This window comes from Chelativorans sp. YIM 93263 (genome assembly GCF_028767125.1).
Classification (GTDB): domain Bacteria; phylum Pseudomonadota; class Alphaproteobacteria; order Rhizobiales; family Rhizobiaceae; genus Chelativorans.
This window is the reverse complement of record NZ_JAKCWP010000001.1, coordinates 418,492-442,390: the sequence shown is the minus strand read 5'-3', so window position 1 is coordinate 442,390 and position 23,899 is coordinate 418,492. Positions and strand designations below refer to the sequence as shown.

Here is a 23,899-nt window from a genome sequence, read left to right as displayed (position 1 = left end):
GTCCTCGAACAGTCAGTCTGGGGACCGCAATGCTGTTTCCAAGGACTCAGGATCGCTAACGCGCGGTAGGCATCGTTGCCCGATACAAAGCCATGCGCCGCGCAACGATCTATCGATTTTGATGTCGAGCTGTTTCTCGGCAGGCGAGACCGTTTCAGGCAGGACTAAATCCATACGTCGGGGATCGGGATTTCGATTCGCCACCGGAACAAAGATGTTCTCGTCGGGGCCCTCGTTGATCAGAAGCTTCATCGGCTCCTGCGCGAGGGAAGCGGCATAAACGATGCCCATCTGCCCGGAGAACTGCTGCTGTGCGCGGGCGAGAGCAGTCTCCGCTGTGCGGACGGACTGATCGTAAAGCTCGGAGTTGCCAGTTAATGTCGCGAGGCGTGTCAGCGCTGTAATGATCTGGGCCGTTGCCGATGGTATCGCCTCGTCGACATCGCCCCGGATACGCATCGGAACATCCGTGCTGTCTGCGGCAGTAAGATAGAAGCCGTCGCCGGTCTCATCCTTGTGCCACCTAGCGAGCATTTCCGACCATCGGATCGCCTGTTCTATGAACTGGTCGTCCTGATAGGCCCCATGAAGCGCAACCGCGGCAGAGATCATTGCTGCGTAATCGCTCGCAAGAGCTGGGAAGAGCCTCTTATCTCCCCTTATACTATGGGGCAGCCGTTCCTCCTCCATTGATTCGCATACGAAACGATACGCACGGTGTGCAGCATCCAGCCAGTCGGGCCTGTTCAGCAAACGGGCTGCCTGGGCCAATGCCTCGATGGCGAGACCATTCCAGTCTACGAGAACCTTGTCGTCACGCGCCGGCGGTACACGGCAATCACGTACGACCCTCAGCTTCTCCAGAAGCGTCTGTAGTCTGTCCTCCACCTTCTCAGGCTGTGAGTGCGGTTTGTCCAGCCGGTGGAGAATGGGATCGCCTTCCCAATCTTCGGGACTCGACAGGCGATAGATTGATAGCAATTCTTCGGTGTCATCGCCCAAGACCGCGTGTATCTGATCCCGAGTCCAGACATAGTAGCGTCCTTCCTCGCCCTCCGAATCTGCGTCGAAACTCGAGGTGAAACCGCCGTTCTCAACTCGCATCTCGCGGAGCATCCAGCCGACAGTGTCCTCGATTCGCCTGCGAAACAATGGGTCCCCAGTCTCGGCATAAGCCATACCGGTCAAGCGGATGAGTTGGGCGTTGTCGTAGAGCATCTTTTCGAAATGCGGAACCAGCCACATAGCGTCGGTGGAGTAGCGCGCCAAGCCCCCACCGACATGGTCGTAAATTCCGCCAGCAAGCATAAAACGCAGCGTATTCAAAACCGCATCGCGATGTTCGGTTGTTCGGCTTTTCAGCCAATCGAGCCACAATATGTCTAAAAACGGTGTGTTCGGAAATTTCGGTGCGCCGCGAAGACCGCCATACTCCGGGTCGAAGAGTGTCGCGATCTGCTGTGCTAGTCCATGGAGGGGCGGCGCGGATGTTTCAGCCTCGGCGATCGCCGGCGAAAGTCGTTGCTGTACATGTGTTGTCAGCGCGTCGGCGCTGCGATTGAGATCGGATTGTTTTTCGCTCCACGCCTTATGAACCGCACGTAGAACTTGGATAAAGCCGGGCCGGCCGAAGCGAGGAGCCTTGGGGAAATAAGTACCGCCCCAGAACGGTTTTGCCTCGGGAGTTAAAAACATTGTCAGAGGCCAACCCCCTTGCTCCCCTGTGGCCGTCAATGCGGTCATATAGATCTGGTCAATGTCCGGCCGCTCTTCGCGATCGACCTTGATATTCACGAACAATCGATTCATGACATCGGCCACCTGCTGATCTTCAAAGCATTCGTGAGCCATCACATGGCACCAATGGCAAGCAGCGTAGCCGACGGAAAGCAGGATCGGCTTGTTTTCCGCTCTCGCCTCTTGTAGCGCTTCCTGCGACCAGGATCGCCAGTGGACGGGATTGTCCTTGTGTTGCAAAAGGTAAGGGCTCGTCTGGTTCCCAAGCTGATTCTGACTGGGAAGCGTCATTGCCGACCTCCATGTTATTCACGTGTAAACCTAGGGTGCTGACCGGACCGGATCAAATGTCGGATAGTGAAACCATCTTTGCCCTTTCGAGCGGCTCCCTTCCGTCGGGTATCGCTGTCATCCGTCTTTCCGGACCCGCCGCGCGCACGACGCTTGAGTCGATGACCGGCGTTCTCCCACCGGCACGCCAAGCCCGACTCTCTGCGATTCGCGACCGAAGCGGGCAGCTTTTGGACAGAGGGCTTTGTCTGTTCTTCCCCGGTTCCGCGAGTTTCACCGGGGAAGACTGTGCGGAACTGCACCTGCATGGTGGTCGCGCCGTTGTGGCATCGGTTCTATCGGCCCTGTCGTTGCTTCCCGGTCTGCGTGCGGCTGAGGCCGGTGAGTTCACGAAACGTGCGTTCCTCAACGGCAAGATTGACCTGACAGGTGCCGAAGCCCTTTCAGATCTCATTTCCGCCGAAACTGAAGCACAGCAGCGCTTCGCCTTATCCAACAGCTCTGGCCGTCATCGGAAGCTTTATCAAGATTGGCGGCAAAGCCTCTTGAATGCTCGGGCTTTGATCGAGGCCGAACTCGACTTCGCCGATGAATCAGACGTACCAGGCTCCGTCGCTCAGAAGGTTTGGCAGGAGGTTCAGACTTTACGCGACGCCATTGCCGCACATGCCGCGGGGTATCGAAATGCCGAAATCATTCGCGATGGCATGAAGGTGGTTATAGTAGGAGCGCCCAATGCCGGGAAGTCTAGTCTGTTGAACGCGCTTGTGCAGCGGGAGGCAGCCATCGTTACCGATGAGCCCGGGACGACCCGCGATCTGGTCGAGGTTGCACTCGATATCGGTGGGATGAAGATCCTTCTGACCGATACGGCTGGGCTTCGGCGTGCGGAAGGGCGTGTCGAGGCGATCGGGATCGAGCGTACGCTGGAACGAGCGCGCGAGGCCGATCTCGTCCTTCTGCTGGAAGACGTACACCGGCCAGTAGCAGCTCCAAACATTCCTGACGTTCCGCTCCTCAGGGTGGGAAACAAGGCGGATCGTCTTGGTCCGCCTGTCGAGAGGGCTGTGGGACGATCGGAATACGATTGCCTTATATCGGCGAAGACCGGAGCGGGACTCGACGCGCTCATGGAGAGTTTACGCCAATCAAGTCAGGTACATGCCGCACGCGCTGGTGAGATCCTCCCGTTTCGGCTTCGCCATGTGGAGCGCCTCGGAGAGGCAGTATCCGCACTCGATAACGCTCTGTCGAAGGAAAGCGACGACCTGGAACTGCGCGCTGAAGATCTGCGCATAGCCTCTCATGCGCTGGGGCAGATCTCCGGCGATATCGACGTGGAAGACCTGCTCGACAGTATTTTCGCTACCTTTTGCATCGGCAAATGATTCACGTGAAACACGGAAACGTGACACGTACCCGTGACTCACGTGAAACATGGCGGAGCGGCAGGAACTTTAGTTTCACGTGAAACGCTGCACCACTGCATCTTGACTGAAACGCCGCGAGCGCGCATCTGAAGGCCAGCGAAGAGGAAGACCATGCCCCAAGTTTATGATGTTGTTGTCATTGGCGGTGGCCATGCCGGATGCGAAGCGGCGAGTGCGGCTGCGCGCGCGGGTGCACGCACCGCGCTTGTGACGCTTCGGCGCGATACGATCGGCGTCATGTCCTGCAATCCGGCAATTGGGGGTATCGGTAAAGGCCAGCTTGTGCGGGAAGTAGACGCTCTGGATGGCCTCATGGGGCGCGTCACGGATGCTGCGGGCATCCAGTACCGTCTGTTGAACCGGCGGAAGGGCCCTGCTGTTCGCGGGCCGCGTACTCAAGCTGATCGGCGCCTTTACCGCGAGGCCATGCAAGCTGCCATCGCGAAGCAGGATAATCTCGTCGTAATCGAAGCGGAGGTCCTTGCGCTCGGTATCGGCGAAGGCCGCGCTACTTACGTCATCCTCTCGGATGAGCGGCGTATCGACTGTGGTGCTGTCGTCCTGACAACAGGAACGTTTCTTCGCGGCCTGATCCATATCGGGGGAAAGACTATACCCGCCGGCCGAATGCACGAGCCGGCGGCGCGTCGGCTGTCTGCTTCCATCGAATCTGCGGGATTCGAGCTCGGCCGTCTCAAGACCGGGACACCGCCGCGGCTGGACGGCCGCACGATCGCGTGGGATCGGCTCGATATGCAACAAGCCGACGAAAACCCGATCCCCTTCTCGCTGCTTACCCGCACGATTAAAACGCCGCAGATCGCGTGCGGGATCACGCGCACGACACCGGAAACACACGCGATTATTAACGGGAACCTGAAACAGTCTGCCATGTATTCTGGAGCGATCGGCGGCATCGGACCGCGTTACTGCCCTTCGATCGAGGATAAGGTCGTCAAGTTTGCAGATCGCGAGGGGCATCAGATCTTCCTCGAACCGGAAGGGCTGGATGACGACACGGTCTATCCGAACGGGATATCCACCTCGCTTCCTGAGGATGTCCAGCTTGCTTTTCTGAAGACCATTCCTGGCCTCGAGAGTGCGCGCATGCTCCAGCCTGGCTATGCCATAGAGTATGATCACATTGATCCGCGCGAGCTTGAGCCCACCTTGGAAACCCGCCGCATCCGGGGACTTTTCCTGGCAGGGCAGATCAACGGAACGACGGGGTATGAGGAGGCGGCCGGCCAGGGCGTGCTCGCCGGCATCAATGCAGCTCGCATTGCTTCGGGAGGAAAGCCGGTCCATCTGAGCCGAGCTGATGCGTATATCGGTGTGATGATCGATGACCTCGTCACGCGCGGCGTCAGCGAACCGTACCGCATGTTCACTTCACGTGCTGAATTCCGCCTTTCGCTGCGTGCTGATAATGCGGATCTGCGGCTGACACCGCGGGCGATCGAATGGGGCATCGCATCCGCCGAGCGTCAGAGGTTTTTCAGGGAGATGGAGCGACGTCTTGCTAAAGCACGTGAGTGCGTGCGGGAACGCAACCTGACGCCGAGCACAGCACCGCGAAACGGAATCAGCATCAATGCCGACGGTGTTCGCCGAAGCGGTTATGATCTCCTGTCATACCCGGACATGAGCTTGAAAAAGCTGGCTAGAATCTGGCCGGAGCTTGCAACAATCGATCCCCCAATTGCTGAGATGCTCGAGACCGAAGCCCGATATGCCGTGTATCTGGAGAGGCAGGCATCGGATGCGGAGCAGATCCGCCGTGATGAAACGCGGATTATTCCCGGTGGCATCGATTTCGATTCGGTGCCGGGTCTTTCGAATGAGTTGAAAGATAAGCTTCGTCAGCGCAAGCCGCGCACCATCGCCGAGGCACAGCGCATCGATGGGATGACACCGGCAGCGCTTGCGCTCATTCTCGCAACTTTACGCCAGAACCGGGGCGATGCTACCCGCGGGGCTGCATAGTGGATGAGGTAGTCGCCAAATTGGAGATTGCAACCGGCCGCGCGGTTTCACGTGAAACACTCGAGCGGCTGCTTGCCTTTGAGAAAGCATTTCGTCGCTGGGCATCCCGTATCAATCTCGCGGCACCATCGACCCTCCCCCATCTTTGGGAACGGCATATTCTCGATAGCGCACAGCTGATTCGCCTGGCTCCGGATGCTCGTGGCTGGGTCGACCTTGGTTCCGGCGGCGGCTTTCCCGGAGCCGTGGTGGCGCTTCTCCTGGCAGACCAACCGAAAACGCACGTCGACCTTGTTGAAAGCAATCACAAGAAAGCTGCCTTTCTAAGCACCACGCTCGCGGAACTCTACGCGCCCGCGCGTGTGCATGCTTGTCGAATCGAAGAGAGTTATAGCCGCGTTCCCGCACCTGAGGTCGTGACCGCGCGCGCTTTGGCGCCTTTGCCGCGTCTTTTGCGACTCGCACAGCCTTGGATTTCGGGCTCTACGCGCGCCTTGCTACATAAAGGCCGGGATTATAGGAGCGAAATTGAAGAAAGCGGTAACGAATGGCGCTTCGATTTGGTAGAACATGAGCCGATGTTCGGCGGTGATGGCGCCATTCTGGAGATCAGCAGGCTTCGGGGCGTCTCCGCTACTACTTAAACTGACTGACGGTTTCGATCGGCAGAGGGTCATGAACAAGCCATCACGCATTATCACAGTGGCCAACCAGAAAGGCGGTGTCGGAAAAACGACAACCGCCATCAACTTGGCCACAGCACTCGCTGCAATCGGCGAGAAGGTGCTCATCGTGGACCTTGATCCGCAGGGAAATGCAAGCACCGGGCTGGGAGTCGACCGGCAAGCGCGTCTCGTTTCCTCTTACGACATTCTGACTGGCTCGGCGTCTGTCAGCGAAGCAGCTATGGAAACCGCTGTTCCTGGTCTTTCCATCGTTGCCTCTACACTCGATCTTCTCGGAATTGAGATGGAGATCTCCACGGCAAATGACCGAGTCCTGAAACTGCGCGGTGCGCTCCGTGACGATCCCAATGTTTCCGAGTACTCCTATGTTCTGATTGACTGTCCGCCGTCGCTTAACCTCCTGACGCTGAATGCAATGGCCGCCGCGGATTCGGTACTGGTCCCGCTTCAATGTGAGTTTTTTGCGCTGGAGGGATTGAGCCAACTGCTGGAGACGGTGGAGCAGATCCGCAGTTCGATTAACCCGTGGCTAACCATACAGGGGATCGTGCTCACCATGTTCGACGGTCGAAATAATCTCGCGAATCAAGTGGTCGATGACGTGCGCGCATATATGGGTGATGCGGTCTACGACACGGTTATCCCTCGTAACGTCCGGGTTTCAGAGGCGCCATCTTACGGGAAACCTGCGCTTCTTTATGATCTGAAGTGTGCCGGCAGCCAGGCTTACCTGCAGCTCGCCTCGGAAGTCATCCGGCGGGAACGCCAGCAGTTTGCAGCCTGAGAAGCCATCAGTCGCTTAAAGTGGAACCGCTATGAACGAAGATCCTTCGCGTAAACGCCTTGGCCGGGGGCTTGCCGCGCTCATCGGCGAAATGGACAGCAAACCAGCCGGGGAGGAGAAGCCGGTGCGGGCGGACCGCGCGGCGCCGATCGAGTTTATCTCGCCCAACCCGCGGAATCCACGGCGCGATTTCTCGGATGCGGAGTTGACTGATCTCGCTCAATCCATTCGTGAACATGGGATCGTTCAGCCGGTGGTCGTGCGGTCCTCCTCAGCCGAGGGACGTTTCGAAATTATCGCCGGCGAGCGGCGCTGGCGCGCCGCGCAGCGTGCGGGCCTAACTGAAATTCCGATTATTCTTCGTGAGGTGGACGACAAGGCTGCGCTGGAGCTCGCCATTATCGAGAACGTGCAGCGTGCCGATCTGAACCCGATTGAAGAGGCGCGCGGCTATCAACAGCTCATGGAAGAGCACAATTATACGCAGGCGGATCTTGGCCAGGTAATCGGCAAGAGCCGCAGCCATGTGGCGAACACCTTACGGCTTCTGAGGCTTCCCGACTCTGTCAGTGACTTGATCGTCGATGGATCGTTGACTGCTGGACATGCACGGACGCTTGTCAGTGCAGATGATCCGGCCACGCTGGCAAAGAGAATTGTCGAGGAAGGCCTTTCCGTGCGGCAGGCGGAGGCCTTGGCGAGCGCTCCAGAGTCCAGTACTGGCGAACGTCCTAGGCAGACAAAGGAGAAAGATCCCGACACGCTGTCGCTGGAAAAGTTGCTTAGCGACCATACCGGATTGAAGGTGAACATTAATCACAAAGAAAGGGGAGGCGAAATGCGCATCTCTTACCGCACGCTTGAGCAACTCGACGATCTCTGCCGTCTCCTGCAACGACAGGTATAGGTCCGCAGGCCGCCCCGGCGCTTAAGCCATTTGAACCGGTATTTGGCTAGAGCTGTTTGAGGCCGATCGGATGTTCCATTCGTCCCCGCAAACCAGTTGCGGCAGCCGCTTGGCCGATGAAGTCACATCTGCGTCACGGTTCCTAACACCCGTTTTGTCAAAGGTTTTTCGGAACTCCCGTGCATAGTACGGCGTTTATGTGCCGGATACAAAACGGAGAGATCCGATGACCGATCATGACAAACATCGCCCAGCAGACAGAGATACAGAACCGCGTGCGTCAAATACTTCGCAGCAACCGCCAAGCGCAAATCAGAATGTAACCCGCACCGGGGGGACCGGCGCATGGGTCGCAGCCGCGCTTGTCGCTGCGGTTTTAATCATCCTTTTCCTGGCCTTTGGTGGCGGCGCGTTCTTTGGCGGTGGGTCCGATACCGTTCTTGCGCCGGAAGATGATACGACGATCGTTACGCCGGAAGAGGACACTGCGGGAACCCCGCCGTCCGACGAGACCACAGGCGCGACGGAAACCGCTCCAGGTGCTTCGGATGATGCTGCGGGAACTCCAGGGACCGAAGAAGCAACTCCTGAGGTAGATCCGATCGCGCCCGAGGAAGGCACCGCGCCTAATCCGGATGACCAGTAGAGACACTCAGTAGGTTCTGTCGCAAACGATTCGGTAGGCTTGTGCAAATGCACTTCAGTCTTGTCGGCCATCAGATGCCGCACCGATCACACTCGGCTTCATACTGTCGGTAACCGCCGCAATCATTCGAGCCGGGAACAAAGATAATCAGCTTACCTCAGAGCTTGCGACAGAACCTTTTCCAAGGGCACATGCGCAGAAGCCTAAAGCTTGTGCCGCGTGACGACAGAATTGGAATGCGGGTGTGGTAGATTACAAGCCACGTCTCGTTCTGTCGCCCGGCTCTATCAGACGCTTATCTGCTCTACAGATGAGTATCGACGGCGTATCCCGATCCGCTACATCCTGGTGATGGACTTGGTCAGGAGTGAATGGGCTTGGAGAACGCGGACAGTGCTGCCTCCCGCACGGCTTCTGACATCGTCGGATGAGCGTGGCAGGTGCGGGCAAGATCTTCCGCCGCGCCGCTGAACTCCATCAGCACCGCTGCTTCATGGATCATCTCACCGGCGCCAAAACCCAGAATATGGGCCCCCAGTACGCGGTCGGTCTTCTTGTCGGCCAGGATCTTCACAAAACCGTCCGTATGCAGCATTGAGCGGGCGCGGCCATTGGCGCTGAAAGGAAACTTGCCGGCGGTGTAATCGACCCCTTCCTTCTTCAGCTCTTCTTCCGTCTTGCCGACTGAAGCGACCTCCGGGCTGGTATAAACAACGCTTGGAATGACGTTATAATTTACGTGGCCGGCTTGGCCGGCGATCATTTCAGCGACAGCCACGCCTTCATCCTCGCCCTTGTGTGCCAGCATGGGGCCGGCGATGACATCGCCGATGGCGTAAATACCCTCAAGATTGGTGCGCAGATTCGCGTCCGTCTTGACGCGCCCGCGTTCATCGACTTCGACGCCGGCTTGCTCAAGTCCCAGCCCGTCTGTGTAGGGCCTGCGGCCGGTTGCCACCAGAACCACGTCCGCTTCCAATGTTTCAGCCTCTCCACCCTTAACCGGTTCGAATGTGACAGAGGCGCCCTTCTTCGCCTTGGAGACCTCGGTCACCTTCGCGCCCAGCTTGAAGGTGAAACCCTGCTTGGTGAGCAAGCGCTGAAACTGCTTGGAAATCTCCCCGTCCATTCCACCGAGAATTGTGTCGAGATACTCCACCACCGTGACTTCGGCGCCCAGCCGCGCCCAAACCGAGCCAAGCTCCAGGCCGATCACGCCACCCCCCACAACGATCATTGATCCCGGTACCTTGCTCAGTTCCAGCGCGCCTGTGGACGAGACGACAACCTTCTCATCGAAATCGACGTCCACACCGGGGATACCGGCTATATCAGACCCGGTTGCGATGACGATGTTCTTCGTTTCTATGGTCTCTTCCTTTCCGTCGTCTCCGGAGACTACGACCTTTCCGGGACCAGCGATCCGGCCGGTTCCCTGGAAAGCGTCGATCTTGTTCTTTTTGAAGAGGAAATCCAGGCCCTTAACGTTCTGCTCGACCGTTCTGTCCTTATGGGCGAGCATCTTCTTGAGATCGACTTTCGGCTTGCCCACATCGATGCCGAGTTCGGGGAAGGTGTGCTGCGCTTCGGCAAACATTTCCGTGGCGTGCAGCAAGGCCTTGGATGGAATGCAACCGACATTCACACATGTGCCACCGTGATTAGGCCTTTTCTCCACCACAGCCGTCTTCAGCCCAAGCTGAGCGGCCTTGATGGCACATACATAACCGCCCGGGCCGGTTCCAATCACGACGAGGTCATAGGACATTTTCTTGCCTTCCTGCATTTTCGGGGCGCCGGCTAGCGGCCGCCGCTGATATTGATGATCGTGCCCGTCGCATAGGATGCTTTGTCGGACAGGAGCCAGAGCACGGCGTTCGCGATTTCCTCTGCCGTGCCTGGCCGCTTCAGGGGAATGAGGCTGGAAAGCCGCGCCGCCCGGTCGGGCTGCCCGCCGGAGGCGTGGATTTCAGTAGCGGTGACGCCAGGCCGCACCGCGTTGACACGGATGCCCTCCTCGGCGACCTCGCGGGCAAGACCGATCGTGAAGGTGTCAACCGCAGCCGTGGCAGCGGCATAGTCGACATATTCTCCAGCAGAACCCAGCACGGCAGCAATGGAGGAGATGTTTACGATGGTCCCGCCGCTTCCGCCGTGCACGGTCGACATGCGTTTCACGGCCTCGCGTGCACACAGCATCGTGCCGATGACGTTAATGCGCATCATACGCTCGAGCCGCGCAAGATCCATCTCGTCAACGCGTGCCTTCCGATCCACCACGCCTGCGTTGTTAACAAGCGCGTCGAGCCTTCCGAAGCGTTTGTCCACGGCCTCGAACATGGTGAGAATGTCGCTTTCGCGCGCTACGTCCGCCTGAACGGCGAAGGCCTCTCCACCGTTTGCTTCGATTGCACATACCACTTCATCAGCTGCGCTCGAATCGGCCACATAATTGACCGCAATACGATAGCCGGATGCGGCTGCAAGCCGACAGATCGCCGCGCCGATACCGCGTCCTCCACCCGTCACCAAAAGTGTTCCTGCCGCTTGCGCCATCGGTTTCCTTGGAGCCGTCCGGTTTGCAGCTGCCTTGCTGCCGGTTCCTAGAGATCGAGTACCAAGCGCTCGGGATCCTCCAGAACGTCCTTTATGCGGACCAGGAAGGTGACGGCTTCCTTGCCGTCGACAATGCGGTGGTCATAGGACAGCGCCAGATACATCATGGGACGGATCTTGATTTCGCCGCCGACCGCCATTGGACGCTCCTGGATCTTGTGCATACCCAGAATGCCCGATTGCGGAGCATTGAGGATCGGCGTCGACATGAGCGAGCCGTAAACACCGCCATTGGAAATGGTGAAGGTTCCACCCTGCATGTCCGCCATAGAGAGCTTGCCATCGCGGGCCGCCGCGCCCAGCCGGCCGATCTCCTTTTCAACTTCGGCGATGGACATCCGGTCAGCATCACGCACGACCGGCACCACCAGCCCTTTCTCGGTCCCGACGGCAACACCAATATGGCAGAAGTTCTTGTAAATAATGTCAGTACCGTCGATCTCCGCGTTGACGGCCGGCAGCTCGTGCAACGCATGGCACACGGCTTTGGTGAAGAAGCCCATGAAGCCAAGCTTCACGCCATGCTTTTTCTCGAACAGGTCCTTGTATCTCTTGCGCAGATCCATAACCGCGGTCATGTCCACCTCGTTGAAGGTGGTGAGCATGGCCGCCGTCTGTTGCGCATCCTTGAGGCGCCGGGCGATCGTCTGGCGCAGGCGGGTCATTTTCACGCGTTCTTCGCGCGGCTCGTCTTTATCGGGATTGGGCGCACGGGCCGCCTTCGGCACCTGCGGAGTTTCGGCTGGCTCGCTGGGCGCGCCGCGCTCCGGTGCAGTCAGAACATCACCTTTCAGGATCTGCCCTTCCTTGCCGGTACCTTGAATATCCGATTCCTTCAACACGCGTTCCTTCATTAGCTTGGCGGCAGAAGGTGCTGGCGGACGCCCGCGTTCACGGATTGGGGGCTCGCCGCCGATATTCGCGGTCTTTTCCTCGGCTTCGCGCACGGATTCTCCGCCCGCTACATCGGCAGCCTGCGCGGCCGCACCAGGCTTAGGCGCTTCAGCGTCAGCTTCGGCGCCTTCCTCAATGCGCGCGAGAAGTGCGCCGACCTGAACCTCATCGCCGCTTTTCACCGCAAGTTCACGGATCACGCCGCTTACCGGCGCCATCACCTCCTGGGCCGCCTTATCCGTTTCAAGCTCCAGGATCGCTTCGTCGGCGTTCACCGTGTCGCCCACCTGCTTGTAGACCTCACCGACCCCTGCCTCGGTAACGGATTCGCCGGCGGAAGGAACGTTGACGTCGACCAGCTTAACGCCGGCCGGTGCTGCTTTCTTGGAGGCGGATTGCTTGTCCTCGCCGGCGGGCTCTTCGGTTTTGGCGGGTTGCTTTGCCTTTTGCGGCTGAGCTGCAACCTTGCCTTCGCCCTCTCCAATCGAGCCGAGCAGTGCGTCGACCTCGACCGTTTCACCTTCTTCGACGGCAATTTCCTGCAGTGTTCCGGAAGCGGGAGCAGGCACCTCGACGGTCACCTTGTCGGTTTCCAATTCGACCAGAGGCTCGTCGGTAGCGATAGTGTCGCCAACCTTCTTGAACCAGCGGCCGATGGTTGCCTCGGTGACGGATTCGCCAAGAGTGGGAACGCGGATTTCGGTAGCCATGGTCATGTTCCGTTGGTTCTATCGGTAGGTTGTAAGCGTCAATCAGCTGCCCAGCGCATCTTCGAGGAAAGCCGCGAGCTGCTCTAAATGTTTCGACATCAGGCCGGTGGCGGGCGATGCGGCGGCTGGCCGGCCGACATAGCGCACGCGCTTGTGCTTGGCGTCGATGTGCTGCAACACCCATTCAAGATAGGGATCGATAAAGGACCAGGCTCCCATGTTCTTGGGTTCTTCCTGGCACCAGACCATCTCGGCATTCTTGAAGCGGGAGAGCTCGTTGATCAGCGCCTTGGCCGGGAAGGGATAAAGCTGTTCCACCCGCAAGATGTAGATGTCGTCGATGCCGCGCTTTTCGCGCTCCTCGTAAAGATCGTAATAGACTTTGCCGGAGCACAGGACGACCCGGCGGATCTTCGAATCTTTGGCGAGCTTGATCTTCTGGTCTTTCAGGTGTTCGGCATCGTCCCACAGAAGCCGATGAAAAGAGCTTTCGCCTGACATCTCCGAAAGCGTCGAGACCGCTCGCTTGTGACGCAAGAGAGACTTCGGCGTCATGAGTATGAGCGGCTTGCGGAAGTCGCGCTTCAATTGCCGGCGGAGGACATGGAAATAATTGGCTGGCGTGGTGCAGTTGGCCACCTGCATATTGTCTTCAGCGCACATCTGCAGGAACCGTTCCAGCCGGGCTGAGGAGTGCTCCGGCCCCTGGCCCTCATAGCCATGCGGCAACAGGCAGACGAGGCCGGACATGCGCAGCCATTTCCGCTCCCCTGAGGAAATGAACTGGTCGAAGACGACCTGTGCACCATTGGCGAAATCGCCGAACTGTGCTTCCCACAGCGTCAATGCGCGCGGCTCGGCCAGGGAGAACCCGTATTCAAAGCCGAGCACCGCCTCTTCCGAGAGCATCGAGTTGATGACTTCATAGAAGGCCTGCTGGGGCCCGAGATTGTTGAGCGGGATAAAACGGCTGCCGTCTGTCTGGTTGAAAAGAACCGAGTGGCGCTGGGAGAAGGTTCCGCGCTCGGAATCCTGGCCGGAGAGGCGAACTGGGTTGCCTTCTAGCAGTATGGATCCGAAGGCCAGGGCCTCGGCGGTGGCCCAGTCGATACCCTCGCCCGAATCTATCATTTTCTTGCGATTGGTGAGGAATCGCTGGATGGTCCTATGAGCCTCGAAATCCTCCGGAAGTTCCGCCAGTTTCCTGCCGATTTCCTTCAGCGTCTTGACCGGCACGGCCGTCTTGCCGCGGCGCTGCTCGTCTTCGTTCCCAGCCTTTCTGAGGCCCGACCAGGCGCCATCCAGCCAGTCGGCCTTGTTGGGTCTATAGGCCTGACCGGCCTCGAACTCGGCTTCCAAATGAGCGCGCCAGTCGGCCTTCATCTGGTCGGCTTCATCCTGCGAGACGAGCCCTTCCTCGATCAGCTTCTTCGAATACAGCTCGATCGTCGTCGGGTGTGAGCGGATCTTATGGTACATGACCGGCTGCGTGAAGGCCGGCTCGTCGCCCTCATTGTGACCAAAGCGGCGGTAACAGAACATGTCGATGACCACCGGCTTCTGGAATTTCATCCGGAATTCGGTCGCGATCTTCGCTGCATAGACGACCGCCTCCGGATCGTCGCCGTTCACATGAAAGATCGGCGCCTCTATCATCTTCGCCACATCGGAAGGGTAGGGCGAAGAGCGCGAAAAGCGCGGATTGGTGGTAAAGCCGATCTGATTGTTGATGATGAAGTGCACGGTTCCCGCCACACGATGGCCGCGCAGGCCCGACAGGCCGAAGCACTCGGCAACCACGCCCTGGCCGGCGAAGGCCGCGTCGCCGTGGAGGAGCAGCGGCATGACCTTGGCGCGGTCGGGCAGCGGCACGATCTCCTCGCGCGTTCGGCCAAACACCTGGTCCTGCTTGGCGCGCGCCTTGCCCATGACCACGGGATTGACGATCTCCAGATGCGATGGATTGGCTGTCAGGGACAAGTGCACCGTGTTGCCGTCGAACTCGCGGTCGGAGGAGGCGCCGAGATGGTATTTCACATCCCCGGAGCCTTCAACATCGTCGGGGGTGAAGGAGCCACCCTTGAACTCGTGAAAAATGGCGCGGTGCGGCTTGCCCATCACCTGGGAGAGCACATTGAGCCGGCCGCGGTGGGCCATCCCGAGCACGATCTCTTTGAGGCCGAGCTGCCCGCCGCGCTTGATGATCTGTTCAAGGGCAGGGATGAGCGATTCGCTGCCATCGAGGCCGAAGCGCTTGGTTCCCTTGTACTTTACGTCGATGTACTTTTCGAAGCCTTCCGCCTCGATCAGCTTTTGAAGAATGGCTTTCTTGCCATTGGCGGTGAAGGTGACACCCTTGTCCGGCCCCTCGATGCGCGCCTGTATCCACGCTTTCTCATCGGGGTTGGAGATATGCATGAACTCAACGCCCAGCGTCGAACAATAGGTCCGCCTCAGAATTCCCAGCATTTCGCGGACCGTGGCGGTCTCGAGCCCTAGAACGTTATCGATGAAGATGGGGCGATCGAGATCCGCTTCGGTAAACCCGTAAGCTTCCGGCGAAAGCTCGTTATAGTCCTCCAGCGGGTTGGCAATGCCCAGCGGATCGAGATCCGCGTGCAGGTGGCCGCGCATGCGATAGGCGCGAATCATCATGATCGCACGTATGGAATCACGCGTGGCGCGGCGCAGTTCCGCCTCGTTGAGTTCGACGCCGGCCTTTTGGGCCTTTTCCTTGATCTTCCCGTCGAAGTGCGTGTCGAGGGCTCCCCAGTCGCCGTCGAGTGCGGAGACGAGCTCTCCATTGGCCGTTTCCGGCCACCCCTTCTTCTTCCAGGACGCGCCGGCGGCGTTCTTCTTCACATCCGCTGCATTGTCCTTGAGCTGGCTGAAATAGGCCCGCCAATCGGGATCTACCGACTCCGGATCTGTTTCATAGTCGGCGTAGAGTTCCTCGATGTAGGCGGCGTTTCCGCCATAAAGAAAGGATGTCAGGGAGAATTCGTCGTTGGCCTGATCGTGCCGTGCCATCTATTTCGTCCGGGGCGCCCCCGTCTCCTTGTTCAGAGCGAATTAGAAATGGCGAATAGCGAGGGCTCCGCCCGATTGCGGAAGAATTTAATATCGCTATCCGCTACTCCCTATACGCGTTCAGCCTTTGATCGCTTCGACCAATGTCGTGCCCACCCGCGCCGGCGAGGGTGAAATCCTGATCCCGGCACGCTCCATGGCTTCGATCTTGTCCTCGGCACCGCCTTTGCCGCCTGAAATCACTGCGCCCGCGTGGCCCATGGTGCGTCCCGGAGGCGCGGTTCGCCCGGCGATGAAGCCAGCGGCAGGTTTGCTTCTGCCCTTCTTCGCCTCATCGAGGAGGAACTGAGCGGCTTCCTCCTCCGCCGAGCCGCCAATCTCGCCGATCATGATGATGGATTCGGTTTCCTCATCGGCCAGGAACATTTCCAGGATATCGATGAACTCAGTTCCCTTGACCGGATCGCCGCCGATACCAACCGCAGTGGTTTGGCCGAGGCCTTCATTCGTGGTCTGAAACACGGCCTCATAGGTCAGCGTGCCGGAACGGGAGACAACGCCCACCGAGCCTTTCTTGAAAATGTTGCCCGGCATGATCCCGATCTTGCATTCCTCCGGGGTCAGTACGCCGGGGCAATTCGGGCCCACCAGCCGGGAATTCGACTTTTCCAGCCGGGCCTTCACCTTGACCATGTCCATCACCGGAATGCCTTCCGTGATGCAGACAATCAGCGGAACTTCCGCTTCGATCGCCTCGATAATGGCGGCACCGGCGCCCGCCGGGGGGACATAGATGACGGAGGCGTTCGCACCCGTCTTTTCCCTCCCCTCCGCGACACTGGCGAAAATGGGCAGTTCGGCCGTCTCGCCGTTGACGTTGCCCGCCCAGGTCTCGCCACCTTTCTTCGGGTGAACGCCGCCAACCATCTTCGTGCCGTGGTAGGCAAGCGCCTGTTCCGTGTGAAAGGTACCGGTCTTGCCCGTCAGTCCCTGGACGAGAACCTTGGTGTCATTGTTGACGAGAATGGACATTCTTTCTCCTACAGCCGCTTCAGCTCGGCAACGGTCAGATCGCTCGCTGCGTTGCCGGTATTCAGGGTTGTTGCGGGTTCGAACATGAGGACGACTGGCTCGGCGGTCAGCGACCGGGGCCGATGCTCGACCGTTTTGGGAACAACGGTGAATTCGCCCTCGCCGAGCTCGAGCGAACCATCGCGAAAGTCGATGGCTATGCGCCCGCGCAGAACCAAAAACGCCTCGTCCTCATTTTCATGTGCGTGCCAGTCGAATGTCTCACCGAGTTTGGCGAGCTTGACCTGCGAATCGTTCACATCGCCGGCAACATGCGGGTCGAACACCTTATCGATCCGGCGGTCGGCCGCCTCCAACAGATTGATCTTGCGCGGTGGCACCGGTTCAAGTTCCTTTCACGGCCTCGACGATCTTGCGCGCCGCATCATCCAGGTCGTCGGCCGAAATGACGTTGAGATCGCTGTCGGAAATGATCTTCTTGCCGGTCTCGACGTTCGTGCCCTCCAACCGGACAACCAGTGGCACCTTGAGCCCCACTTCCTTGACCGCGGCGATCACACCCTCGGCAATAACGTCGCAACGCATGATGCCGCCGAAAATGTTGACGAGAATACCCTTCACGTTCGGGTCGGCGGTGATGATCTTGAATGCGGCGGTGACCTTTTCCTTCGAAGCTCCGCCGCCAACATCGAGAAAGTTCGCCGGCTCGGCGCCATAGAGCTTGATGATGTCCATGGTCGCCATGGCCAGACCCGCGCCGTTGACCATGCAGCCGATATCGCCGTCAAGCGCGATATAGGCAAGGTCATGCTTGGACGCCTCGATTTCCTTCTCGTTCTCCTCCGAGGTATCGCGCAGCTCGACCAGTTCGTCGTGCCGGAAGAGCGCATTGCTGTCGAAGGAGACCTTCGCGTCGAGCACGCGAAGCCGCCCGTTCTCCATGACGATGAGCGGGTTTACCTCGAGAAGGCTCATGTCCTTGTCGGTGAACGCCTTGTAGAGCACCGGGAACAGCGCCTCGCCATCCTTTGCCGCATCGCCTTCGAGTTTCAGCGCGGCATTGAGCTTGGCCACATCATCGCTCGTGACACCCTTCTCCGGGTCGATGGCCAGCGTCAGGATCTTGTCTGGCGTTTCTTCGGCGACCGCCTCGATATCCATACCGCCCTCGGTGGAAACGACAAAGGCAGGACGTCCGACCGTCCGGTCGATGAGAATGGAAAGATAAAGCTCGCGGTCGATGTCCGCGCCATCCTCGATGTAGAGGCGGCCGACCTGCTTTCCTTCGGGGCCGGTCTGCTTGGTGACAAGCGTGTTGCCCAGCATCTCGCCCGCGTTGGCGACGACCTCCTCGATCGATTTGGCGAGACGCACGCCGCCCTTGGCGTCGGGTCCGAGCTCCTTGAATTTGCCTTTCCCGCGTCCGCCCGCGTGGATCTGGCTTTTTACGACGTAAAGCGGACCGGGCAGTTTCCGGGCTGCCGCTTCGGCCTCCTCCGGCTTGAAAATGGCGACGCCATCGGCGACCGGAGCACCATAGCCTTTCAGGAGTTGCTTGGCCTGATACTCGTGGATGTTCATGGGCCGCGGGCTCCTATTTCTTCAGATTGGGCGCGATTTCGGCGCAGGCTTCGCACAAACCGACCACCGATTCGACAGACTTGTCGAAATTCTTCTGTTCGGCCTTGTTCAGGTCGATCTCAACGACACGCTCTATCCCTCCGGCGCCAATCACGGCCGGCACGCCGACATAAAGGTCGTTGACGCCATACTGGCCGGTCAGGTGTGCCGCACAGGGCAGAACGCGTTTCTTGTCCTTGAGATAGCTTTCGGCCATTTCGATGGCCGCGGAAGCGGGGGCGTAGTAAGCGGAGCCGGATTTGAGCAGACCAACGATTTCGGCACCGCCGTCACGCGTGCGCTGCACGATCTCTTCGATCCTCTCCTTTGAGGTCCAGCCCATCTTTACCAGGTCCGGGATCGGAATGCCGGCGACTGTGGAATAGCGCGTCAGGGGAACCATGGTGTCGCCGTGGCCGCCCAGCACGAAGGCGGTCACGTCCTCGACCGAGACTTTGAATTCCTCGGCGAGAAAGTAGCGGAAGCGGGCGGAGTCGAGCACGCCGGCCATGCCCACGACCTGGTTCTTCGGCATGCCGGAGAACTTCTGCAGCGCCCAAACCATGGCGTCGAGCGGGTTGGTTATGCAGATTACGAAGGCATTGGGTGCGTACTTGCTGATGCCCGCGCCCACCTGCTCCATCACTTTCAGATTGATGCCCAGGAGATCGTCGCGGCTCATTCCCGGCTTGCGCGCCACGCCGGCAGTGACGATGCAGACATCAGCGCCTTCTATGGCGGCGTAGTCGTTTGCGCCCAAAAGCTTCGCGTCGAAACCTTCGACGGGGGAGGATTCGGCGATGTCGAGCGCCTTGCCTTGCGGAATGCCTTCGGCGATGTCGAACAGGATGACATCGCCTAATTCCTTCAGGCCCGCCAGATGGGCGAGCGTGCCACCGATCATGCCGGAGCCAATGAGAGCGATCTTATCGCGAGCCATTACTTGAGAATCCCCCTTGATTCATTGTGCCGGTCCCGTTGCATGCAGCCGGCCGGTTTAGGGTGCAGGCCGATCGTACGCAGCCGAAATTACCTTCGAATAAGCAGACCGGACGAAAAAATTCAACCGGTTATTTCCAGGGCTGTAATTTCAATCGTTTAGAGCGCTTTGGTTTTACGTAAAAGTAAGAATACTTTGCCTCATCCAGTCTGTTATGTCTTGTTGTCGGTTCGATGCGACCATTCATGGCTCTGCATCTCGATCAAACGGGAGGCCGTCCGATCGAACTCAAAGGCCTCGGTTCCCGTTCCGTTATAAAGCCCGTCGGGCCCCGCTTCGGCAGACAGGAACAGGCGAATGCGATGATCGTAAAGCGTGTCGATCAGTAGAATGAAGCGCTTCGCCTCGTTGCGCTGATCCCGCGTCATCACGGGAACGTGATCAATGAAAATTGTATCGAAGCAATCGGCGATCGCCAGGAAATCACGCGCTCCGAGCGGCTTGCGGCACAGATCGTCAAAGGTGAACCTGGCCGCGCGGTCCACCGCGTTGGGCACAGTGACCTTGCGTCCTTTCACCTTCAGCATTGTCTCCTCGGCGTCACGTCCGGCAGTGACAGTGCGCCACGCTTCATCCATCCGCCGGTCCGTCTCGCGGCCAGGCGGCGTCATGTAGACCGGGAGCCGGTCGAGTTTTTCCAGCCGGTAATCCGTCTCCGCACCCAGGTGCAGAATATCCGCATGTGCCTTAAGGATCCCGATGAACGGTTCGAACAGACCCCGGTTTAGACCATCCTTGTAAAGATCGTCCGGCGCAACATTGGAGGTCGCCACGAGCACGACACCCTCCGCGAACAAGGCGGAAAACAGGCGCGAGAGGACCATCGCGTCGGCGATGTCGGTGACCGAGAACTCGTCGAAACACAGCACCCAGGCCTCGCGCGCCAGCTCGGCTGCGACCGGCGGAATCGGATCCGTTCCCCGCGCCTCGCCATTTTTCAGTGCTTCGCGGTGACGGGTCACGCGATCGTGAACGTCGGCCATGAAATCGTTGAAATGCGTGCGCCGCTTACGGCGCACCTGTACCAGCTCGAAGAAGAAGTCCATGAGCATGGTTTTGCCGCGGCCGACGCCGCCGTGGATATAAAGCCCATTGACCGGCGCGCGGTCCCGGCGGCGTTTGGCGAAAAACCAGCCGAGCGCGCTCGACTTGCGCGCCAGCCGGCGATCCTCAATGCGGGCGATCAAATCGTCGAGCGCGGCGGCGATCTTCTCCTGCGCTGCATCGTGCTTCAGCGCACCGGTCTCGACCTGATGCGCGTAACGTTGCGCAACGGACGGGTGAATCACGAAACCGTGGCGCAGCGACATGAACGAGACCGGACCGGCGGCCGAGAGTGGATCAAATAAAAGATGAAAGGCGCCTTGGTTGCCCTGTGACAATCAGCGGGAGAGGGAAACGGGGACTCCATTCGTCGTTTGTCCGTTGAAACGCTGATCGCCGCCGGGAGAGAACTGCGCAAGCCTGTTGCCGGAGTCGTCATAGACCACCACCTGACGGCCGGCAAGCTCCCAGCTGCGCATGTCGGCGAGTTCGTTGCTGCAGCCGCGCGTGCCGCCGCGCGAGGAATCACCGTACTTGGTCAAGGTAAGGAACATCTGGCAGGAGCTACCCTGGGATTGTACGTTCCAGGAGCCGAGCAGGCTGTTCTGGCTGACCTCCCCACCGGTATCTGTCCCCACCGAGGGGTCGAGTGCAGCCATCTGGTCGTTACCCGGTGCGTCCGGGAACTGGCTTTGATCAGAGGGCGCGGAAGGCGGCGGCAGCTGGTTGCCCGTCACCGTACCGGACGGTGCAGGCGTCAGCGGAGGGGGTGCGCTTTGCTGAGGCGGTGGATTGAAGCGGTTGGACTGGCAGCCTGCTAAAGCGACTACCAGGAGTGAAACAGCTAGAGCAGCAAATTTCGGCTGCGGCATGTTGATCTCCCTGTTGGCATATCACCCGTCCCCGAGCAGTAATCGAATACGTCTCTTATTGCCGTTCGCGAAAGCGTATCACATAGAAGTATGGTTAAGAACCAGTTTCCATAGGGAAAATCACCTTGGGGCAAAGCGTGATAGGAGGGAACACGCGTCTGAGTGCCGCGTTAGCCTGCATCTGTTCTGCTGCCGGAGAATGAAATGATCAAATGGATCATCATTTTGCTCATCGTTGCCGCTATTGCCGGACTGCTGGGCCTAAACAGCCTGGCGGGCGCGGCTATGACGGGCGCCAAAATACTCATCGGAATCGTCCTGGTCATTTTCCTGCTGGTTGTCGTCGGTCTCGTGGCTATCGTCTGAACATGGCGATTTCCCGCTTCCACTGGTAATTCGTTGCATCATCGGCCATATAGGCGCCAGAATTCCAAGGGACTGGAGCCATATGGCCGAGCAGGCAGCTTTTGCGAAGATGAATGGCCTCGGCAACGCTATCATCGTTGCCGATATGCGCGGGCGGACAGATCATGTCACCGCCGAAGCAGCGCTTGCGCTCAACGCCGATCCCGCCACCCGTTTCGACCAGATCATGGCGATTCACGACCCCCGGCTCGCCGGCACCCACCAGTATATCGAAATTCTGAATTCCGACGGCAGCCGGGCGCAAGCCTGCGGCAACGGAACGCGTTGTGTGGTCCAGGCGCTGGCCGCCGAAACCGGCCGGCGCGCGTTTACGTTCGAGACAAGGGCCGGTGTTGTCAGTGCCGAGGAGCATGACGACGGTTCGATCTCCGTGGATATGGGCCGGCCGCGTTTCGAGTGGCAGGATATCCCACTGGCGGAAGAGTTCCGCGACACTCGCCAGATCGAGTTGCAGGCGGGGCCCATCGACGCGCCAGTCCTGCACTCGCCTTCCGTCGTTTCTATGGGCAATCCCCATGCGGTCTTCTGGGTGGATGATGACGTCGACACTTACGACCTGGAGCGCTTCGGCCCGCTTTTGGAGAACCACCCGATCTTTCCCGAGCGCGCCAACATCACTATTGCCCGGGTGACATCCGACACCGCGATCACGATCCGCACATGGGAGCGAGGCGCTGGGCTCACCCGCGCCTGCGGCTCGGCCGCGTGTGCTACGGCGGTTTGCGGTGCGCGGACCAAGCGCACGGGGCGGCATGTCACGGTCACCGTTCCAGGCGGTCCGCTCGATCTTCTCTGGCGCGAGGATGACCACGTTATCATGACCGGTCCGGCCGAATGGGAGTTTGCGGGTCGTTTCGATCCCGAAACGGGCCGGTGGGAGCGTCAACAAGAAGGGGCGGCTTGATGGCGGTCGATGTTCTCACATTCGGCTGCCGCCTGAACGCCTACGAATCCGAGGTCATCAAGCGGGAAGCCGGCGAGGCCGGTCTCGGCGAACTCGAAGGCGGCGCGGTGGTCGTCAACACCTGTGCCGTCACGGCCGAGGCCGTGCGTCAGGCGCGCCAGGCGATCCGCAAGGCGCGGCGTGAGAATCCCGACGCCCGTGTGATCGTCACGGGCTGCGCCGCACAAACCGAGCCAGATACCTTCGGCAACATGGACGAGGTGGACCTGGTGCTCGGCAATGAGGAAAAGCTTCAACGCCAGAACTACCGTGCCCTGCCTGATTTCGGCGTCAATCGCTATGAGAAGGTGCGCGTCAACGACATCTGGCAAGTGCGCGAGACCGCCTCGCATATGGTCGACGCCATCGAGGGCCGGGCGCGTGCCTTCGTCCAGGTGCAGAACGGCTGCGACCACCGCTGTACCTTCTGCATCATTCCCTACGGCCGCGGCAATTCCCGCTCGGTGCCGATCGGCGCGGTGGTCGATCAGGTCAAACGGCTGGTCGACAACGGCTATGCCGAGGTCGTTCTCACCGGTGTCGACCTCACCAGTTTCGGCGCCGACCTGCCGGGAAGCCCGAAGCTCGGCCGGCTGGTGCGTGCGATCCTGCGCCAAGTGCCGGATCTCACGCGCCTGCGCCTGTCCTCCATCGACTCGATCGAAGCCGACGGCGATCTCATGGCGGCTTTCGCCGAGGAGGAGCGGCTGATGCCGCATCTGCATCTTTCCCTTCAGGCCGGTGACGACATGATCCTGAAGCGCATGAAACGGCGGCATTTGCGCGCTGATTCCATCCGCTTCTGCGAGGAGGTCCGCCGACTGCGCCCGGACGCCGTCTTCGGCGCCGACATCATTGCTGGCTTCCCGACGGAGACAGAGGCGATGTTCGACAATTCGCTTGGAATTGTCGACGAATGCAGATTGACGCATCTGCATGTCTTCCCATTTTCACCGCGTGAGGGAACGCCTGCCGCGCGGATGCCGCAGTTGCCCCGGAAAGTCGTGAAGGAGCGCGCGGCGAGGCTGCGGGCGAAGGGAGAGGAGGCCTACAGGATCCATCTGGATGCGCTTGTCGGCAGCCGCCAGCGCATCTTGATCGAGCGCGACGGGCTCGGCCGGACGGAAGGTTTCGCAATGGCATCGGTCGCGCAGGGCCGGCCCGGCGAAATTGTCGACGCCGCCATTACCGGCCATGATGGAGAACGGCTGATCGCCGTTCCCGCGCACGAACAAGCGGCTTGAG

20 protein-coding genes are annotated in these 23,899 nt (G+C 59.6%); 9 read left to right on the top strand and 11 right to left on the bottom strand.

The features are described from left to right. Positions 1-12: 12 nt before the first annotated feature. Entirely contained in the window at positions 13-2,028 is a 2,016-nt protein-coding gene (locus tag LY631_RS02140; RefSeq protein WP_274423461.1) for a thioredoxin domain-containing protein, read from the bottom strand. Between the two features lie 56 nt (positions 2,029-2,084). On the opposite strand from LY631_RS02140, the gene mnmE reads away from it, so the two are divergent. From mnmE to LY631_RS02110, 6 genes are all read left to right on the top strand, one after another. Continuing rightward, the gene (gene mnmE, locus LY631_RS02135; RefSeq protein ID WP_274423460.1) at positions 2,085-3,416 is read left to right on the top strand and encodes a tRNA uridine-5-carboxymethylaminomethyl(34) synthesis GTPase MnmE; all 1,332 of its coding nucleotides are present in this window, start codon (positions 2,085-2,087) and stop codon (positions 3,414-3,416) included. Between the two features lie 153 nt (positions 3,417-3,569). After that, the gene (gene mnmG, locus LY631_RS02130; protein ID WP_274423459.1) at positions 3,570-5,444 is read left to right on the top strand and encodes a tRNA uridine-5-carboxymethylaminomethyl(34) synthesis enzyme MnmG; all 1,875 of its coding nucleotides are present in this window, start codon (positions 3,570-3,572) and stop codon (positions 5,442-5,444) included. Continuing rightward, entirely contained in the window at positions 5,441-6,088 is a 648-nt protein-coding gene (gene rsmG, locus LY631_RS02125; protein WP_445082833.1) for a 16S rRNA (guanine(527)-N(7))-methyltransferase RsmG, read from the top strand. Before mnmG ends, rsmG begins: the two co-directional genes overlap by 4 nt. A 31-nt stretch (positions 6,089-6,119) precedes the next feature. Then, positions 6,120-6,914 carry a ParA family protein gene (locus LY631_RS02120; protein WP_274423457.1) on the top strand — a complete coding sequence of 265 codons (795 nt, stop codon included), beginning with the start codon at positions 6,120-6,122 and terminating at the stop codon, positions 6,912-6,914. A gap of 31 nt (positions 6,915-6,945) precedes the next feature. Then, positions 6,946-7,821 (top strand): ParB/RepB/Spo0J family partition protein, encoded by an 876-nt coding sequence (locus LY631_RS02115; RefSeq protein ID WP_274423456.1) that lies wholly within the window; start codon positions 6,946-6,948, stop codon positions 7,819-7,821. Positions 7,822-8,047: 226 nt separating this feature from the next. Further along, positions 8,048-8,467: a hypothetical protein gene (locus LY631_RS02110; RefSeq protein ID WP_274423455.1), complete on the top strand. Its 420-nt coding sequence runs from the start codon at positions 8,048-8,050 to the stop codon at positions 8,465-8,467. Positions 8,468-8,828: 361 nt separating this feature from the next. Here the strand turns inward: LY631_RS02110 and lpdA are convergent, their stop codons facing one another. The 10 genes from lpdA to LY631_RS02060 form a co-directional block, all read right to left on the bottom strand. Then, positions 8,829-10,235, bottom strand: a complete 1,407-nt coding sequence (gene lpdA, locus LY631_RS02105) for a dihydrolipoyl dehydrogenase (protein WP_274423454.1) — start codon at positions 10,233-10,235, stop codon at positions 8,829-8,831. A 32-nt stretch (positions 10,236-10,267) separates the two neighbouring features. Further along, on the bottom strand, positions 10,268-11,023 hold the full coding sequence (locus LY631_RS02100; RefSeq protein WP_274423453.1) for an SDR family oxidoreductase: 756 nt from the start codon (positions 11,021-11,023) through the stop codon (positions 10,268-10,270). A gap of 47 nt (positions 11,024-11,070) precedes the next feature. After that, on the bottom strand, positions 11,071-12,687 hold the full coding sequence (gene odhB / locus LY631_RS02095) for a 2-oxoglutarate dehydrogenase complex dihydrolipoyllysine-residue succinyltransferase (protein WP_274423452.1): 1,617 nt from the start codon (positions 12,685-12,687) through the stop codon (positions 11,071-11,073). 42 nt (positions 12,688-12,729) lie between these two features. Further along, the gene (locus LY631_RS02090) at positions 12,730-15,717 is read right to left on the bottom strand and encodes a 2-oxoglutarate dehydrogenase E1 component (RefSeq protein WP_274423451.1); all 2,988 of its coding nucleotides are present in this window, start codon (positions 15,715-15,717) and stop codon (positions 12,730-12,732) included. Positions 15,718-15,837: 120 nt separating this feature from the next. Beyond that, positions 15,838-16,749 (bottom strand): succinate--CoA ligase subunit alpha, encoded by a 912-nt coding sequence (gene sucD / locus LY631_RS02085; protein WP_274423450.1) that lies wholly within the window; start codon positions 16,747-16,749, stop codon positions 15,838-15,840. 8 nt (positions 16,750-16,757) lie between these two features. Further along, positions 16,758-17,129: a cupin domain-containing protein gene (locus LY631_RS02080; protein WP_274423449.1), complete on the bottom strand. Its 372-nt coding sequence runs from the start codon at positions 17,127-17,129 to the stop codon at positions 16,758-16,760. Positions 17,130-17,133: 4 nt separating this feature from the next. Continuing rightward, a complete protein-coding gene (gene sucC, locus LY631_RS02075) occupies positions 17,134-18,330 on the bottom strand; it encodes an ADP-forming succinate--CoA ligase subunit beta (RefSeq protein ID WP_274423448.1) in 1,197 nt (398 codons plus the stop codon). A 13-nt stretch (positions 18,331-18,343) separates the two neighbouring features. Beyond that, complete coding sequence (gene mdh, locus LY631_RS02070; protein ID WP_274423447.1) at positions 18,344-19,309, bottom strand: malate dehydrogenase; 966 nt, start codon at positions 19,307-19,309, stop codon at positions 18,344-18,346. Between the two features lie 212 nt (positions 19,310-19,521). Next, entirely contained in the window at positions 19,522-20,679 is a 1,158-nt protein-coding gene (gene zapE, locus LY631_RS02065; RefSeq protein ID WP_274423446.1) for a cell division protein ZapE, read from the bottom strand. 72 nt (positions 20,680-20,751) lie between these two features. After that, positions 20,752-21,285, bottom strand: coding sequence for a protease inhibitor Inh/omp19 family protein (locus tag LY631_RS02060; protein ID WP_274423445.1), 534 nt, complete (start codon positions 21,283-21,285; stop codon positions 20,752-20,754). Positions 21,286-21,489: 204 nt separating this feature from the next. Here LY631_RS02060 and LY631_RS02055 point away from each other — a divergent pair, with 204 nt between their 5' ends. From LY631_RS02055 to mtaB, 3 genes are all read left to right on the top strand, one after another. After that, complete coding sequence (locus tag LY631_RS02055) at positions 21,490-21,651, top strand: DUF1328 family protein (RefSeq protein ID WP_274423444.1); 162 nt, start codon at positions 21,490-21,492, stop codon at positions 21,649-21,651. Positions 21,652-21,733: 82 nt separating this feature from the next. Next, a complete protein-coding gene (dapF, locus tag LY631_RS02050) occupies positions 21,734-22,615 on the top strand; it encodes a diaminopimelate epimerase (protein ID WP_274423443.1) in 882 nt (293 codons plus the stop codon). Next, positions 22,615-23,898, top strand: coding sequence for a tRNA (N(6)-L-threonylcarbamoyladenosine(37)-C(2))-methylthiotransferase MtaB (gene mtaB / locus LY631_RS02045; protein ID WP_274423442.1), 1,284 nt, complete (start codon positions 22,615-22,617; stop codon positions 23,896-23,898). The genes dapF and mtaB overlap by 1 nt, the downstream gene beginning before the upstream one ends. The last annotated feature ends 1 nt before the right edge of the window (position 23,899 follow it).